The sequence below is a fragment of the Dokdonella sp. genome, from assembly GCF_019634815.1.
Taxonomy (GTDB): domain Bacteria; phylum Pseudomonadota; class Gammaproteobacteria; order Xanthomonadales; family Rhodanobacteraceae; genus Dokdonella_A.
Genome location: NZ_JAHCAP010000024.1, coordinates 18,339 through 34,807, shown reverse-complemented (window position 1 = coordinate 34,807; position 16,469 = coordinate 18,339). Strand labels below are relative to the sequence as shown.

General features: G+C 66.6%; 17 protein-coding genes. 16 read left to right on the top strand and 1 reads right to left on the bottom strand.

Features of this window, described 5'->3' with window-relative positions; translation table 11 throughout:
* Positions 1–149 precede the first annotated feature (149 nt).
* From KF759_RS11730 to KF759_RS11655, 16 genes are all read left to right on the top strand, one after another.
* Positions 150–1,469 (top strand): NnrS family protein, encoded by a 1,320-nt coding sequence (locus tag KF759_RS11730; RefSeq protein ID WP_345777432.1) that lies wholly within the window; start codon positions 150–152, stop codon positions 1,467–1,469.
* Between the two features lie 9 nt (positions 1,470–1,478).
* A complete protein-coding gene (locus tag KF759_RS11725; RefSeq protein ID WP_291225713.1) occupies positions 1,479–1,880 on the top strand; it encodes a SirB2 family protein in 402 nt (133 codons plus the stop codon).
* A gap of 40 nt (positions 1,881–1,920) precedes the next feature.
* Complete coding sequence (locus tag KF759_RS11720) at positions 1,921–3,150, top strand: DUF4010 domain-containing protein (RefSeq protein WP_291225711.1); 1,230 nt, start codon at positions 1,921–1,923, stop codon at positions 3,148–3,150.
* A gap of 285 nt (positions 3,151–3,435) precedes the next feature.
* Positions 3,436–4,944, top strand: a complete 1,509-nt coding sequence (gene nirK, locus KF759_RS11715) for a copper-containing nitrite reductase (RefSeq protein WP_291225709.1) — start codon at positions 3,436–3,438, stop codon at positions 4,942–4,944.
* A 13-nt stretch (positions 4,945–4,957) separates the two neighbouring features.
* Positions 4,958–5,794 carry a formylglycine-generating enzyme family protein gene (locus tag KF759_RS11710; RefSeq protein ID WP_291225707.1) on the top strand — a complete coding sequence of 279 codons (837 nt, stop codon included), beginning with the start codon at positions 4,958–4,960 and terminating at the stop codon, positions 5,792–5,794.
* Positions 5,791–6,372 (top strand): SCO family protein, encoded by a 582-nt coding sequence (locus tag KF759_RS11705; protein ID WP_291225705.1) that lies wholly within the window; start codon positions 5,791–5,793, stop codon positions 6,370–6,372. The genes KF759_RS11710 and KF759_RS11705 overlap by 4 nt, the downstream gene beginning before the upstream one ends.
* A gap of 104 nt (positions 6,373–6,476) precedes the next feature.
* Positions 6,477–7,943: a cytochrome-c oxidase, cbb3-type subunit I gene (gene ccoN / locus KF759_RS11700; protein WP_291225704.1), complete on the top strand. Its 1,467-nt coding sequence runs from the start codon at positions 6,477–6,479 to the stop codon at positions 7,941–7,943.
* A gap of 10 nt (positions 7,944–7,953) precedes the next feature.
* Positions 7,954–8,610, top strand: a complete 657-nt coding sequence (gene ccoO, locus KF759_RS11695; RefSeq protein WP_291225702.1) for a cytochrome-c oxidase, cbb3-type subunit II — start codon at positions 7,954–7,956, stop codon at positions 8,608–8,610.
* Positions 8,607–8,768 carry a cbb3-type cytochrome c oxidase subunit 3 gene (locus KF759_RS11690; RefSeq protein WP_291225700.1) on the top strand — a complete coding sequence of 54 codons (162 nt, stop codon included), beginning with the start codon at positions 8,607–8,609 and terminating at the stop codon, positions 8,766–8,768. Before ccoO ends, KF759_RS11690 begins: the two co-directional genes overlap by 4 nt.
* Positions 8,765–9,670: a cytochrome-c oxidase, cbb3-type subunit III gene (gene ccoP / locus KF759_RS11685; RefSeq protein ID WP_291225698.1), complete on the top strand. Its 906-nt coding sequence runs from the start codon at positions 8,765–8,767 to the stop codon at positions 9,668–9,670. Before KF759_RS11690 ends, ccoP begins: the two co-directional genes overlap by 4 nt.
* A gap of 31 nt (positions 9,671–9,701) precedes the next feature.
* Positions 9,702–9,884 carry a hypothetical protein gene (locus KF759_RS11680; RefSeq protein ID WP_291225696.1) on the top strand — a complete coding sequence of 61 codons (183 nt, stop codon included), beginning with the start codon at positions 9,702–9,704 and terminating at the stop codon, positions 9,882–9,884.
* The gene (locus tag KF759_RS11675) at positions 9,881–12,301 is read left to right on the top strand and encodes a heavy metal translocating P-type ATPase (protein ID WP_291225694.1); all 2,421 of its coding nucleotides are present in this window, start codon (positions 9,881–9,883) and stop codon (positions 12,299–12,301) included. Before KF759_RS11680 ends, KF759_RS11675 begins: the two co-directional genes overlap by 4 nt.
* Positions 12,298–12,516, top strand: a complete 219-nt coding sequence (gene ccoS / locus KF759_RS11670) for a cbb3-type cytochrome oxidase assembly protein CcoS (protein WP_291225691.1) — start codon at positions 12,298–12,300, stop codon at positions 12,514–12,516. The genes KF759_RS11675 and ccoS overlap by 4 nt, the downstream gene beginning before the upstream one ends.
* Positions 12,513–13,241 (top strand): sulfite exporter TauE/SafE family protein, encoded by a 729-nt coding sequence (locus KF759_RS11665; RefSeq protein WP_291225689.1) that lies wholly within the window; start codon positions 12,513–12,515, stop codon positions 13,239–13,241. Before ccoS ends, KF759_RS11665 begins: the two co-directional genes overlap by 4 nt.
* A 235-nt stretch (positions 13,242–13,476) precedes the next feature.
* Positions 13,477–13,812, top strand: a complete 336-nt coding sequence (locus KF759_RS11660; protein WP_291225687.1) for a glutaredoxin domain-containing protein — start codon at positions 13,477–13,479, stop codon at positions 13,810–13,812.
* 248 nt (positions 13,813–14,060) lie between these two features.
* Positions 14,061–14,738, top strand: a complete 678-nt coding sequence (locus tag KF759_RS11655; protein WP_291225685.1) for a DUF2987 domain-containing protein — start codon at positions 14,061–14,063, stop codon at positions 14,736–14,738.
* 110 nt (positions 14,739–14,848) lie between these two features.
* Here the strand turns inward: KF759_RS11655 and KF759_RS11650 are convergent, their stop codons facing one another.
* Positions 14,849–16,189 (bottom strand): hypothetical protein, encoded by a 1,341-nt coding sequence (locus tag KF759_RS11650; RefSeq protein ID WP_291225683.1) that lies wholly within the window; start codon positions 16,187–16,189, stop codon positions 14,849–14,851.
* Between the last annotated feature and the right edge of the window lie 280 nt (positions 16,190–16,469).

Genomic DNA, 16,469 nt, shown 5'->3' with positions numbered 1-16,469 from the left:
AGATACGTGCAGCGCGACCCGACGGAACATTCATCGGCCTATTGCAGCGGGTGCGCGCAGCACGCGCGCTGATCCAGATCAAGGCGACCCTGCGGTTGACCCTTGATCAGCATCAAGACAAAGCCTTGCGAGTGATTCACAATTGCGGGATGAACACGAACAACAGTGGCAACTCGGGGCTCGGCGGTATTCCATTGCGCGTCGAGATGGGCACCGCGACCGAAAGCGCTGCTGATCAGGACCGCTCGCTGCGTGCGGCACTGGCCGAATTGCCCGCGGTGATGGCGAGCGCGCCGCACCGCCTGATGTTCTTCGCCGGCGCCAGCGCGGTGATCGTGTCGATGCTGTGGTGGGCATGTTTCCTCGGCGCGAGTTGGGCCGGCCACGCCTTCCCGACCGCACCGGTACCGGCGGGTTGGGCGCATGCGGTATTCACCCAGTACGGCATGCTGCCGCCCTTCATCTTCGGCTTCCTGCTCACGGTGTTTCCGCGCTGGATGGGCCAGCCCGCCCTGCAGCCACGACATTACGTGCCGGTGTTCGCCGGCGTGTTCGGCGGCTACCTGCTTGCCCACATCGGCCTGCTCGACCTGCGCCCGCTGCTGCTCGCCGGCATCGCGCTGATGCTGGGCGGCTGGACCATGGCCCTGATCGCGCTCGGTGGCGTGCTGGCGCGCAATGGCGCCAAGGATCGTCATGCCCTGTCGTGTTTCCTCGCGCTCGTGCTCGGCGCCTGCGGTCTCGCCGCGTTCGGCGCCTTCGCACTCAGTGCGCCGTGGCAGCTGGCTTACTTCTCGATCCGCATCGGCACCTTCGCGCTGCTGGTGCCGATCTATTTCACGGTCTGCCACCGCATGATTCCGTTCTTCAGCAGCAATGTCGCCGGCGCGGGCTATCGCGTGTTTCGCCCGAGCTGGAGCCTGCCGCTGATGTGGGCATTGCTGCTCGTGCATCTGGTGCTCGATTTGCGCCATCAGCAAGACTGGTTGTGGCTCGCCGACCTGCCGCTGGCGGTGTTCTTCCTCGTGCACTGGCTCGGCTGGCAGCCGTGGAAGTGCATGCGGCCGGGCCTGCTCGCGGTGCTCTACATCGGCAGCGCCTGGCTGTGGATCGCCTTTGCGCTGTATGCCGCGCAAAGCCTGCTCGCGTTCTTCGATTTCGGCTTCCTGTTCCTGCGTGCACCCGCGCATGCGCTCACGGTCGGCTTTTTCGGCTCGATGCTGGTGGCGATGGTCACGCGCGTGACGCATGGTCACTCCGGGCGCCCGCTGCAGATGGGTGCGATTCCGTGGCTGACCTTCTGCCTGCTGCAGCTCGTGGTTCTCGCACGCCTGTACGCGGAAATTTCCAGCATTGCGCCGCTGTGGCTGGTGATCGCCGCGTTCGGCTGGATCATCGCCTTCCTGCCCTGGGTGCTGCGCTCGCTGTGGATCTACATGACGCCGCGTCTCGACGGCAAGCCGGGCTGAGTCGCGCACGTGATCGAGTTCTACCTGCCGATCCGGCTGATTCACATCACCACGGTGATTCTCTCGGGCTGCCTGTTCGCGCTCCGCGGCTGCTTCATGCTCGCGCGTTCGCGCTGGACCAACGATGCACGGTTGCGCTGGCTGTCGTACCTGATCGACACCACCTTGCTCGGCTCGGCAATCCTGCTGGTGCTCATGCTGCACCAGTATCCGTTCGTGCAGGCTTGGCTCACCGTCAAGGTATTGATGCTGGTGGTCTATATCGTGCTCGGCACGCTCGCGCTCAAGCGCGGCCGCACCCGCAGCGTGCAGGTTTGCAGCTTCATCGCCGCGCTGGCGGTGTATCTGTTCATCGTCAGCGTGGCCCGCTCGCACAACCCGTGGGGCGCGCTCGCCGCACTGCTATCCTGAGGCTGGGCGACAAGCAACGGGGTTGTGGATGGCGCTGGACGTGGCGGTTCTCCCGGGTTTTCTCGCCGCACTCGGTGGCGGACTTCTCGTCGGCATCGAACGTGAACGAAGCCAGAGCAGCTCGAACACGATCGCAGGCGTGCGCACTTACACGCTGGCCGCGCTGACCGGCGCGATCGGACAATTGCTCGAACCGATCGGCTTCGTGCTCGGCGGACTCATGATCGGCGTGCTGGTGCTGGCGAGTTACCAGACCAGCCGCAAGGAAGATCCAGGCCTGACCGGCGAACTCGCCTTGATTGCGGTGTTCCTGCTGGGCGCATTGGCGATGCGCGCACCGCAGCTCGCCGCTGCCCTGTTCGTGCTGGTCGCGGCATTGCTGGCGAGCAAGCAGACCCTGCATCGCTTTACCCGTCAGCTGCTCAGTGACGCCGAGCTGGCCGACCTCTTGTTGCTGGCGGCTTCGGTGGCCATCGTGCTGCCGCTGCTGCCCGATCGCACGGTCGGTCCCCTTGGCGTGCTCAATCCGCGCAAGCTGTGGCTGCTGGTGGTGCTGGTGATGTCGATCAATGCGGCAGGCTACATCGCACTGCGCCTGTTCGGCGGCAGCCGCGGAATCCTGCTGGCCGGTTTGCTCGGCGGTTTCGTATCGAGCACCGCGACCATCGGAGGCATGGGCCAGCGCGCACGCGCACTGCCGCAATTGCGGCGTTCGGCCGTCGCAGCGGCCTTGCTGTCCAATGTCGCCACCGTGATCCAGCTTGCCATCATCCTCGGCGTGCTGGCTCCGACCCTGCTGCTCGCCTTCGCGCTGCCGCTGGCGGCCGCCGGTCTGGTTGCCAGCGCCATCGCCCTGACCATGGCCTGGCACGCGCGTCACGAGGCAGATCAGGCCCAGCCCGCGCTCAGTCTTTCGCGGCCTTTCGACCTCGTGCATGCGCTGGCGTTTGGCGCCATCGTCGCTGTCGCGCTGTTGGGCGCTGCCGCACTCGGGAACTGGATCGGCGAGAGTGGCGTGCTCGCCGCAGCCGCGGCCAGTGGGCTTGCCGATGTTCACGCCGCCGCGGTGACGGTCGGCGAGCTGGCCGCAACCGGCGCGATCGCAACGCGCGAGGCGAGCATTGCACTGGCACTCGCCTTCATCACCAACTCCCTGATGAAGTGCGTCGCCGCGTTAGGCGGTGGCGGTGGCCGCTTCGCGCGCGCAATCCTCGCCGGGGTGACCGCGATCGACCTTGCCTTGGTGGCGGCGATGTCGATCAATTCCTGAACCTCGCCTGCGGGTCCGGCGTCCGACCGCACGCAGCCCTCCGGTGCTGCACCCGCATTCTGGTGGCTGTCCGCTTAGGAGGGATCTTGGCACGATGCACCATCGCTCGCTCGCGGCCTCTGGCATGCTTCGGTTTCGAGCAAGAAGCCAGGCGCATCAGGTCATTCCGGACTGCGGGCTGAACATCCCGCACAAGCGTTTGATCCAGATCAGATCGGCCGCATGCTGCGTGCGCAACAATTGCCTCAAGAGACCATTTCAAGACTGAAAACTGGAAGGTGATCCATGAAACGCGTGTTGCTTGCCTTGGCAATACTTGCCGGTGCAGGACTGGCCGGCTGCACTTCCAATACCAGCGGCATCGGCGAGGCCAACGCTGCGCTGGGGACCACCGGCGGTTCGGCCAAGGGCGACTTCGGCGCGCCGCAGGGCGAGCCGATCCACGCGATCCTGACCAGCCCGCCGCATGTGCCGCCGGCGACCAATCGAGATTACCCGGCCAAGGTGATCGTCGAGCTGGAGGTGATCGAGAAGGAAATGCCGATTTCCGAAGGCGTGTCCTATACCTTCTGGACCTTCGGCGGCACCGTGCCCGGCAGTTTCATCCGCGTGCGTCAGGGCGACACGGTCGAGTTCCATCTCAAGAACGCGCCCGACAGCAAGATGCCGCACAACATCGACCTGCACGGCGTGACCGGCCCCGGCGGCGGCGCCGCTTCGAGTTTCACCGCGCCCGGGCACCAGTCGCAGTTCACCTTCAAGGCGCTCAATCAGGGCATTTACGTGTATCACTGCGCAACCGCGCCGGTGGGCATGCATGTCGCCAACGGCATGTACGGCCTGATTCTGGTCGAGCCCCCCGAAGGCCTGCCCAAGGTCGACCATGAGTACTACGTGATGCAGGGCGACTTCTACACCACCGGCAAGTATCGCGAGAAGGGACTGCAGCCGTTCGACATGGAGAAGGCGATCGACGAGAACCCGACCTATGTGCTGTTCAACGGCGCCGAAGGCGCGCTGACCGGCGACAGGGCGCTGACCGCCAAGGTCGGCGAGCGCGTGCGCCTGTTCATGGGCAATGGCGGACCCAACCTGGTGTCGAGCTTCCACGTGATCGGCGAAATCTTCGACAAGGTGCAGCCTGAAGGCGGCACGCATCCGCAAGAAAACGTGCAGACCACGCTGATCCCCGCGGGCGGCGCGGCGACCGTCGAGTTCCACCTCGAGGTGCCTGGCAGCTATGTGCTGGTCGACCACTCGATTTTCCGCGCCTTCAACAAGGGCGCATTGGCGATCCTCAAGGTCGACGGCCCCGAGAACAAGGCGATCTACTCGGGCAAGGAAGTTGACGAGGTGTACCTTGGCGATCGCGCCGAACCCAACCTGTCCGCAGTCAGCGCGGCAGCCAAGGCCCATGCCAGTGGCACCTTGACCAAGGAAGAACAGATCGCCGCAGGCAAGCAGCTCTTCACCGGCACCTGCTCGGTTTGCCATCAGGCCAATGGCGAAGGCCTCAAGGGCGTGTTCCCGCCACTGGCCAAGTCGGACTATTTCGCCAAGGAGCCCAAGAAGCTGATCGAGGCGGTTCTGCATGGCGTGAGCGGCAAGGTCACCGTCAACGGTGCCGAGTACAACTCGGTGATGCCGCCGATGAACCAGCTCACCGACGACGAAGTCGCCAACATCGGCACCTTCGTGCTCAACAGCTGGGGCAATCCCGGTGGTCGCGTGACCAAGGAAGAAGCCGCGGCAACGCGCGCCGAAAACCCCAACGCAACCCAGGCCGAGCACTGAGGAGCCCGTCATCATGAGCCGTCGCAGTCTTGCCGCTCCGCATTCGCCTCCGCAGCGCGGCGCAGGCGGGCTGCACCGGCTCGTGATGTTGGCGCTGATCGCCTTGGCCACGCCGCTGGCGGCCGCGCCACCGGCGTACCGGGACATTCCCGCCACGACCTTCAGCAGCGTGATCGACAACGGCGTGGCGGCACCGCCACACACCGTCGCCACATTCGCGCTGCGCGAGGAACCGGTCACCAATGCGCAGTTCCTCGCATTCGTGCTTGCGCATCCGCAATGGCAGCGCGGGCAAGCGCCCGCGGTATTCGCCGATGCGGGCTATCTGGCCCATTGGGAATCGGCCGTGGCACTGGGCAAGGATGCCTTGCCCACGCAGCCGGTCACGCGCGTGAGCTGGTTCGCGGCGCAGGCGTTCTGCGAGGCCGAAGGCGCGCGCCTGCCGAGCTGGATCGAATGGGAGCGCGTGGCCGCGGCCAGCACCACGCTGGCCGACGCGCGCGGTGACGCGGCATGGCGCCAGCAACTGCTCGACTGGTATGCGAAACCCACGCGCGGCACGCTGGCATCGGTAGGCGGTGCGCCCAACCTCTACGGCGTGCGCGATCTGCATGGATTGGTCTGGGAGTGGGTCGACGACTACGCCGCGTTCATGGTCAGTGCCGACAGCCGCGACCAGAACGATCCCGACCGTCTCAAGTTCTGCGGTGCCGCCGCGCTGTCGATGCGCGACCGCGACAACTACGCCTTGCTCATGCGCATCGCAATGCTGTCCTCGCTCAAGGCCGCCGATACCACGACGAGCCTGGGCTTTCGCTGTGCGCGCGACCTGAAGGAGACTCCAAAATGAAACGGCAATACCTGCGCATCTTCGCGCTGTTGGCCTGCCTTGGTCTCGCCGGCGGCTTGCCTGCCTTTGCCGCCCCCCTGCCCGGCGATTCGATCTACCACCTCGATGCCAGCCTGACCGACCAGCACGGCAAGGCGCGCAAGCTCGCCGACACGCAAGGCAAGCCGGTGATCGCGGCGATGTTCTATGCCTCGTGCAAGTTCGTCTGTCCGCTCATCATCGACAGCGTGCGCAAGACCGAGCGCGCCCTCGCGCCGGCGCAGCGCGAAGGCATCGAGGTCGTGCTGATCAGCCTCGATCCAGACCGCGACACGCCTGCCGTGCTCAACGAGCTGGCGCACAAGCGTCACGTCGACTCTCCGCATTGGCATCTGATGCGCGCCCCCGCCAGCGACGTGCGTCGCATCGCCGCGGTTCTGGGCGTGCAGTACAAGCAGCTCGAGGATGGCGAGTTCAGCCATTCCAGCGCGCTGGTGCTGCTCGACGCACAGGGCCGCATCCTCGCGCGCAGCGAAAAACTCGGCGAGGCCGATCCGGAGTTCGTCGGCGCGGTGCAACGCGCGCTGGCAACGCCCTGAATCGGCAAACGCAAGGTGCAGGCGAGGCAGGCTTTCGCCCCCGGCGGCACTGGTGATGCAACGCACAAATCGCGGATAATGGTGTTTTCCGGGGGAGCCCGTCGATGCCCAAGACAGAAACCTACAACGACCAAGTCGTACGCCTGTTCCTGCTCGCCGCGGCGGTATGGGGCATCATCGGCATGTCGGTGGGCGTGTGGATCGCCGCCGAACTGGCTTGGCCGTTCTGGAACTTCGACGTTCCCTTCCTCACCTTCAGCCGACTGCGCCCCGATCACACTTTCGGCGTGATCTTCGCCTTCGGTGGTTCGGCGCTGATGGGTACCTGCTACTACGTGGTGCAGCGTACCGGGCACACGCGCCTGGCCTTTCCGAGAGTCGCGAACTTCACCTTCTGGGGCTGGCAGCTGATCTGCGTGCTGGCAATGCTGACGATGCCGCTGGGCATCACGCAGAGCAAGGAATACGCCGAACCGGAATGGTTCATCGACATCCTGATCGCGGTGGTGTGGGTGAGCTTCGGTTTCGTGTTCTTTGCCACGCTCGCGCGCCGGCGCATTCGCCACATTTATGTCGCCAACTGGTACTACGGCGCCTTCATCATCGCGGTCGGTTTGTTGCACATCGTCAACAATCTCGCCGTGCCGGTGTCACTGACCAAGTCGTATCCGATCTATTCGGGCGTGGTCGACGCGATGGTGCAGTGGTGGTATGGCCACAACGCTGTGGCGTTCTTCCTCACCGCGGGCTTCCTCGGCATGATGTATTACTTCGTGCCGCGCCAGGCGCAGCAGCCCCTGTGGAGCTACCGTTTCTCGATCGTCAATTTCTGGGCGCTGATCTCGGTCTACATGTGGGCGGGTTCGCACCACCTGATGTACACCGCGCTGCCTGACTGGGTGCAATCGGTCGGCATGGCCTTCTCGCTGATCCTGTTGATGCCCAGCTGGGGCTCGGCCGCCAACGGCCTGCTCACCTTCAATGGTTCCTGGCACAGGCTCAAGACCGATCCGGCGGCGAAGTTCATGGTCATCGCGCTGGTGTTCTACGCCGCTTCGACCTTCGAAGGCTCGATGATGGCGATCAAGACCGTCAATTCGCTCTCGCACTACACCGACTGGACCGTTGCCCACGTGCATTCCGGATCGATCGGCTGGGTCGCGATGATCACGATCGGCTCGCTCTACGCGATGGCGCCGCGCGCGCTCGGACGTCCGGCAATGCATTCGCACGCCGCGATGGAATGGCATTTCTGGCTGCACACGACCGGCGTGTTGCTGTACGTGCTGGCGATGTGGGTGGCCGGCGTCACCGAAGGCCTGATGTGGCGTGAGACCAATCCCGACGGCTCGCTCACTTATGCCTTCATCGACAGCCTGCTGGCGATCAAGCCGCTGTATGCGGTGCGCTGGCTCGGTGGCATGTTCGTGCTCGCGGGCATGGTGGTGATGGCCTGGAACCTGTGGCACACCGCAGCCCATGCGCGCGCCAAACTGATCACGCCGATTCCGGTGCCGATTCCCGAGCCCGAAGCCGCTCAGGTTCCGGCGCCGCTGCCGGCCATGGGTTGAGGAGACGACGATGGCTGGTGGATACCGCGGTTACAAGTATTTCGAAGCGATCGAAAAGCATGCCGGCCTGCTCGGCATCCTCACCGCGATCATGGTCTCGATCGGCGGCCTCGCCGAGATCACGCCGATCTTCATGGCGGCGCATGAGGTCAAGCCGGCGCTGGGCGTGAAGCCCTACGACGCGCTGCGCCTGGCCGGCAAGGACATCTACGTGCGCGAAGGCTGCTATCTGTGCCATTCGCAGATGATCCGCGCGCTGCGTGCCGAGACCGAGCGCTATGGACCGTTCTCTACTGCCGAGGAATCGGTCTACGACCGTCCGCACCAGTGGGGCTCCAAGCGCACCGGGCCCGACCTCGCCCGCGTCGGCGGCAAGTACAGCGACGAATGGCAGCGCCAGCATCTGCGTGATCCGCGTTCGGTGGTGCCCGAGTCGAACATGCCGTCGTATCCGTGGCTGGCACAGGCGCTGGTCGATGGCGATGACATCGCCGCGCGCATGCGCACCTTGCGCTTCCTCGGCGATCCCTACACCGATGCCGACATCGCCGGCGCCAAGGCTGCGGTCAGCGGCCAGACCGAGCTCGACGCGGTGGTCGCCTATCTGCAGGGGCTGGGCATCGCCAATGAACCGGCCAACGCCAAACCGCAGCAGGCCGCGCCATGATGCTCAGTCCGTTCTGGGGCAATCTCGCCGGCGTGGTGACCGTCGTCACGATGCTCAGTTTCATCGGCATCTGGATCTGGGTCTGGAACGGTCGCCACAAGCAGAAGTACGACGCGCTTGCGCGCATTCCGATGGACGATGAGGAGCAATCGCAATGAGCCCGTTCTGGTCCGGCTGGATCATGTTCCTCATCGTGCTCAATCTCGGCATCACGCTGTTCCTGTTCCTGTGGGGGCCGCGCGTGAAGATTCCGACCCTTCCCGATGGCACCACCGGTCACGTGTGGGCGCATGGCGTGCTGCGCGAAGGCATGAACCGTCTGCCGCTCTGGTGGATCGTGATGTCGGGCGCGATGTTCGTGATCGGCTTCACCTACCTCTATCTGTATCCGGGATTCGGCTCCAGCAAGGGCTCGCTGGGCTGGACCTCGCATCAACAGCTCGCCGACGACATCGCCGCCAATCGTGCCAAACTCGATCCGGTCCTCACCGGCTTTGCCGGCAAGCCGGTCGACGTGCTCGCAGCCGACAGCACGGCCACGCGCATGGGCGAGCGCCTGTTCGTCGACAACTGCGCGGCCTGTCATGGGCGCGAGGCTCACGGCAACCGCGTGATCGGCGCGCCCAACCTCGTCGATGCCACGTGGATCTACGGCGGCGACGGCGACACCCTGCTCACCAGCATCCTCGATGGCCGTCACGGCGTCATGCCGCCGTTCTCGAGCAGCCTCGACAAGGCCGCGATCGAGAATCTCGCCAACTACGTGCTCAGTCTCTCGGGTCGCGATCATTCGCCGGCCAAGGCCAGGCTCGGCGCGGACAATTTCGCGGTCTGCGCGGCCTGTCACGGCCCGACCGGCACCGGCAATCCTGCGCTGGGCGCGCCCAACCTCACCACGGCCGATGAGCTCTACGGCCGCGACCTCGCGACCATCGAGCAGACCATCCGCAATGGCCGCAGCGGCGTGATGCCGGCCTGGCGCACGCGCTTGACCGACACCGACGCGCGCCTGATCGCCGCGTGGGTCTATGCACGCTCGCACGCCAACGCCGCGCACTGAAGCACCGCGGATGGTGTGGTATCGCGAGCCGGTGATCTGGCTCGCCGCGTTCGTGTTCGCCGGTTCGCTCGCGGGTTGCATCTGGATGATCGTGCTCGGCGCGCGCCATGCCGACGAGCCCATCGCGCCGGACGCGCAGGTGATCCTCAAGATGCCGCTGAACCGACCCGCCGCACCGAGTGCAACGCCGCCGGCGGAGCAGGAGCGACCGTGAACGCGAACTGCTGGCATTGCGGCGAAGCACTGCCGGCCGGCGAGACGATCCATGCCACGGTCGCCGGCGTCCGTCATCCGGTGTGCTGCCAGGGCTGCCGCGCCGCAGCGCAGTGGATCGACCAACTCGGGCTTGCCGACTACTACCGCCTGCGCACGCAACCGGCCTTGCGTCCCGCGAGTGATGCGCCGATCGAAGCGGCAACCTGGCGGCGCCCGGATCTTGCCCGTCATGTCGTGCGTGAACTCGACGGCGATCGCCGCGAAGGCGTGTTCCTCGTCGATGGCCTGCGCTGCGCGGCCTGCGTGTGGCTGATCGAACGCGCGCTCGGCGCCCTGCCCGGCGTCGAACTCGTGCAGGTCAACGCGGCCGCACGTCGCGCACGCATCGTCTGGGATGTACGGCGCTGCGAGCTTGCGCGTGTGGTCGAAGCCTTCGCACGCGCCGGCTATGCCGCGCTGCCGCTCGATGCCGCCGCGCTCGACGATGCGCGTCGGCGCGAATCGCGCACCGCGCTCAAGCGCCTCGTCGTCGCCGGCTTCGGCGCGATGCAGGCCATGATGTATGCAAGCGCGCTGTATCTGGGCGCGTTCTCGGCAATGGACACGCCCACCCGCGACCTGTTCCGCTGGTTCGGCCTGCTGGTCGCCACGCCGGTGGTGTTCTACGCCGCGCGGCCGTTCTTCGCCGGCGCCCTGCGCGCCTTGCGTGCGCGCCGTCTGGGCATGGACGTGCCGGTGGCGATCGCGATCGCGCTGATCTACGGCGCCAGCGTGATCGAGGCGATGACCGGCGGACACGAGGTCTATTTCGACTCGGTCAGCATGTTCGTGTTCTTCCTTCTGATTGGTCGTCATCTGGAACTCAAGGCGCGCCACCGTGCCGGCGATCTGAGCGATGCGCTCGCGCGCCTCACGCCTGCGTTCGCGCAGCGCATTCGCAGCGACGGCACGCAGGAGCGCGTCGGCGCAATCGAGCTGCTGCCCGGCGACCTCGTGCATCTGGCGCAGGGCAGCTCGATCCCCGCCGATGGCCTGCTCGAAAGCGCGCACTGCCGCGTCGATGAAGCCCTGCTCTCGGGTGAATCCACGCCGCTGTCCAAGCAGCGCGGCGAGCGCCTGATTGCCGGCAGCATCGTCGTCGAAGGCCCGGCGCAACTGCGCGTCGAACGCGTCGGCGCCGATACCGCGCTCGCAGGCATCGTCGCACTCGTCACGCGCGCGCAGACGCAGCGCCCGCGTCTGGCCTGCGCAGGTGAAGCCGCGGCCGCACGCTTCGTCGCGCGCGTGCTCACGCTTGCCGCGCTCACCGCAATCGGCTGGAGCTGGTTCGATCCCTCGCGCGCCTTCGCCGCCACGCTCGCGGTGCTGGTGGTGTCCTGTCCCTGCGCATTCGCACTCGCCGTGCCCGCCGCGCTCACGCGCGCACTCGCCCTGCTCGCGCAACGCGGCGTGCTGGTCGTGCATGCGGACGCCATCGAAACACTCGCCGGCGCCACGCATCTGGTGTTCGACAAGACCGGTACGCTGACTCAGCCACAAGCGAGCCTGCAGCCGATCGGGCCCGCGCAGACCGACGCAGCGCTCGCACTCGCCGCCGCGCTTGCGCGCAGCAGCACTCATCCGCTCTCGCGCGTCGTGGTTGCCGCAGCGGAAGCGACACCGCTTCTGCACGCCGACGAGGTCGAGGAAATCAGCGGTCATGGCCTGCGCGGCAAGGTCGATGGCCGCAGGCTGCGCCTGGGTCATGCGCGTTTCGCGCTCGGCGACCGTGCGGAGACCGCGCTCGATGACGATGCCCTCGTGCTTGCCGACGACCACGGATTGGTCGGCGCGTGGCGGATCGACGAGCAGTTGCGCGCGGGTGCGCGCGAATCGGTGCGGGCGCTGCGCGCGGCCGGCCTCACGCTGGAAATCCTCAGCGGCGATGCGCCGACCAAGGTCGCCGCACTCGCGCAGCGCGTCGGCATCGAGCCGTGGCAGGCGCGCCAGAGTCCCGCCGACAAGCTCGCGCGGCTGGGTGAGCTGCGCGCATCCGGCGCCCGCGTCGTCGCGGTCGGCGACGGCATCAACGATGCGCCCGTGCTCGCGGGCGCCGATGTCGCCGTCGCACTCGCCAGCGGCAGCCAGTTCGCGCAAGCCTCCAGCGACATCGTGCTCGCACAGTCGCGCCTCAGCGCCTTGCCCGAAGCGATCGCCATCGCGCGCGAAACCCTGCGCATCCTGCGCCAGAACCAGCGCTGGGCGCTGGTCTACAACCTCATCGCGGTGCCCTTCGGCGCGCTCGGTTTCGTGCCGCCCTGGCTCGCCGCGATCGGCATGTCGGCGAGCTCGCTCATCGTCGTGCTCAATGCCACACGCATCGGTCGCAACCGCGGGCAGGCAGCGCTTGCCACGACGCGCGAGGCGCTGGCATGAACATCCTTCTGGTGATGATTCCGCTGTCGATCCTGTTTGCGCTCGGCGCCGGCATCGCCTTCTTCTGGGCGGTCGATCACGACCAGTTCGATGATCTGGACACACCCAAGTTCATGCCCCTGCTCGACGATCCCGCGCCCGACGATGCCGCGCAGGACGCAGCGCCCGAGGCCATGGACGACGCCGCCGGCGAAGACCCCGGATCGGCGCCATGAGCCAGTTGCCAACCCTGTTGGCCGCCCTGCTGCTCGGGCTGGCCGCAAGTGGGCATTGCCTGGTCATGTGCGGCGGCATCTCGGCCGCGCTCGGCATCGCCACCGCCAAGGGCGCCGATGGTCGTCCGCGCCGCGAGCTGCTCGTGCTGTATCAACTCGGGCGCGTCACTTCGTATGTGATCGCAGGGCTGCTGCTCGGCGGCGTGCTCGGCGGCGCAATTGCCCTGCTCGATGTCGAAGCCGTGCGCATCGGGCTGCGCGTGCTCGCGGCGGCGGCGCTGCTGCTCGGTGCCGCGGTGGCCAGTGGCGTGCTGCGTGATCCGAGCTTCGGCATCGGCCGACGCCTCTGGCCACACCTGGCACCACTGGGTCGGCGCCTCGTGCCGGTCACCAGCGCGCCGCGCGCGTTTGCCTTCGGCATGATCTGGGGCTGGATGCCCTGCGGCTTCGTCTACACCGTGCTGCTGATCGCGGCGCTTCAACTGGATGCGCTGCACGGCGCGGCGACGATGGCGGCATTCGGTCTCGGCACCGCGCCGGCGCTGCTCGCCGTCGCGTTCGGCGCGCAGCGTGTCGCGCGCTGGGGCGCACATCCGCGCAACCGTCGCATCGCCGCGGTCGCGCTCGTGCTCAGCGCCGCGCTCACCCTGGCCGGCCCCTGGCTCGTCGCCGGCATGCCATGGCTGCACGGCCTCCTGCCCTTCGATTGCGCCGCGCCGCGCTGAGCGCAAGCCCCAAGGGCATGGACGCGGCGATCGATTGCGGGCGGCACGAGCGAACCGGCGAAAGCCGCGCGTGCGCAGCGGTGCAGCGGCGGCGAGCGTTGCCTTGATCAACGCTGCGGGGCCCAAGTGGTCTGGGTGTGAGGCGCGAACGGTGCACACGGAACCAATGATCCCGGGCAGGGTCGGAATGCGACCGTCCGCTGCGCGACGGCACTCCTGATCGAGGTGGATTGCAATGCGACAACTCGTACTTGTCCTTGCGCTGGTCATGACCGGCGTTGTTTCGACACTGTTCCTGCCGAACGCATCGGCTGCCCAGTCCACAGCCGCAGCGGCGCCACACATCGTCATGTACACCACGCAGAGCTGCGGTTATTGCGCCAAGGCCCGCGCCTGGTTCAAGGACAAGGGCCTGGATTGGGATGAGCGCGATATCGAAACCTCGGCGAGCGCGAACAACCAATTCAACACCCTGGGTGGCCAGGGTACGCCGCTGATCGTCATCGACGGCAAGGCCATCAATGGCTTCCATGTGAAGGCCATCGAGGCGGCGCTGGCCCAGCGACCTTGAACCAACCCGCGCCAACCCCGGCGCGTCGGCGGTTCACCGTGGCGGTGCTCATGCGCGCATGGCCTGCACGGTCATGCCGGCACGCGGGCCGATGCGGACGGCGGCGGGTCGAGACAGCAGCGATGGCCGCATTCGACCCGGCCCACATTCACAACAACCAATTCCGGATCACCGCGTGTCAGGCCGCTGCGCAAGCTGCGCGGAAACCCGATCAGCGATCATCCGGCACCGATTGCCCGTGGTTCCCCATGACATACCTCGTCCGTCTCATCAAATTCGCAGGTTTGGCCTGCCTGCTTGGATCGCTCACAGCGCCGGCGGCCGCCAAGGAGCGGCGCCTCTCCTACGCCGAGGAGCTCGGGCCACTGCTGTTGCTCGCAGAGCCGAGGTTCGACCGCCTGCAAGGCGAACTGCGGGTGTGCGAGGAACATGCCCGCCGCGCCTGTCCAGGCGCGAAGATCAGCCTGATCGTCGGCGAGCAGGTTCGCCAGCTGGTCGTTGCTGCCGATGGGCGCGTGGAGATACCCATCGAGCGCGAGTTGGCCGAGCGCGGCGCGCAGCTTTGGCTGCAGAAGCCCGATGGCGCGCCCACTTGCCAGATCCTCGCCAATGTCACCGCCAAAGTGCCTGCCGGACTCGAATGGCGCTACCGCGATTTGAGCGCGTTCAGTGAACAGCTGCAGGCATACCTCAATCACGGCGCAGGCGCGCTTTCATTGTTCGCGCCCAGACTGCGAGGACTGCTCATTCGCTTCGAGGCGGGTCACGCGGCCCATCTGGTCATCCACGCCAACGCAGGCGAGATCGCGTTGCAATCGACCTCCGGAGAACTGCGCCTGCCAATCGACAAGCGACTGCTCGAGGAAAATCCTGCCGTGAGCCTGAGCACCCCGGCCTTGTCCATCGACGGCTGGCTGGACGACTGAGCCCGGAAGCCGGGGCCGGAGGCACACCATGCCTGCGCACGATGGCTGACCGTGGCAGCTGCAGGCGTCATTCCTTCAAACGGAATTGCCAAGCCATGCCGTCGTGTGAATCAGTCGGCGGACACGGCAGCTTCGAAGGCATCGGTGAAGATCGCGTCGCCAAATTCGCAGCTGCCTTGCGCGTCGTAGCGGGACAATACCGCCTCGTTGTTGCCTGCGACCCAGCGTGTATTGGCGATGACCGTCCAGCCGGTGGCGCCGCCTTCGGGCACCGCGACGGCGTATTGCGCGCCGAGATCGCTGGAGCGACAGGGCCGCAGCTGGGCATCAAATTCCGCCAGCCGCGCGCCGATGTGTCCCTGCGCATTCACGTAATAGGTTCCGGCGAGCAAGAGGCGCCCGTTGGGCTCGCGCACCAGGCTGTGCGGCATGCCCTCAAGTGCCGCGTCCGCGAAGCCTTGCGGCATGCCCGTGGCGCCATCGAGCCGCACGAGCCGCATCGGGTGGTCGAGGATCGGGTCGATCGCCACCAAGGCGTCACCGCCGGCATCCAGCACGAATCCATCCGCCTCGATGCCCAGATTCTGATTGATCGGATTCACCAGCTGCGTGGTCCACAGCCGGGAGCCATCGGGCGCGAGCTTCCAGACCTGCGCCTGGAAGTTGCGCAGCGGATTGAGCAACACGCCTTGCGCGAGCACGTTGCCGCCAGTGTCGACGCCGAGTCGGAGGCGGCGGCTGAAGGTGCCGCCGTCGAACGTGCCCAGTTCGCGGTCATGAAACACCACACCGCCCTGCGCGTCGAAGCGCACGACGATATAGCCACCCGATAACCGGTTGCCGGCCACGCCGAGCACGGCGCCACCGTCTGCCAGGGCGATGATGTCTTCGGCCCTGCGGAATTCCGGGCCGGGCGACCAGCGCCAGGTCGGACGCAGGCTGCCATCCGCCCCGTAACGAATCACCACGATGTCATCCCCGTCGATTGCCGGCAGCATCAGCCCACCGTCGACGCCAACCACGACCACGTGCTCGCCCGCAGCGAGCGTTCCGTTGCGCGATGCATCTTCCCAGACGACATCACCGGAGACGCCATCATGGGCGCGCACGCGCACGACCGGCCCGAGGTTGTCGGCCACCACCACCAGCCCGCTTGCCAGCGGTTGGAAGCCCGGATTGTCGCCGCCCGGACGTTCGCGCATCCAGACAAAGCTGCCGCCTTCGTCGAACCGCGCGAGCGCAAGGTGTTCCTGCCCGTCATGCGCGACCGACAGCAGGGCGAAGCTGCGTCCGCCCTCGACAACCTTGACGCCAATCGGATACGCGGAGCGGGCTTCCAGCTCGTTCTGCCAAGCACCACTCCACAGCGGCGTCCATTGCGCGTAGAGCGGCATGGCAACGAACGCCGCGAACGCGGCGACAAGGGCAATGAGGGTGCGTGAACCTTGCATGATGGCCAATCCAGACGGGACGATGCCTTCCTTGTATGCGCTTTCGTGTCCGCAATCCCAAAGCCATCCGCTGCACATCGAAACCCGGTTCGACATCTGTGTCCTTGAGGCAGCCGTGGCGCCTGGATTCGCCCCACCGTCTCAATGGCCAGGGCGTGGCGCAAGGCCATCCTGCCCGCCCGCTGTTGATGGACGAACACGCGCCGAAATTCACCGCGTGCATGTGCGCCGATCGTGCCCGGAAGGCGCCGGGGCCGGCGCAAGGCCGGAGCGAGGCGCC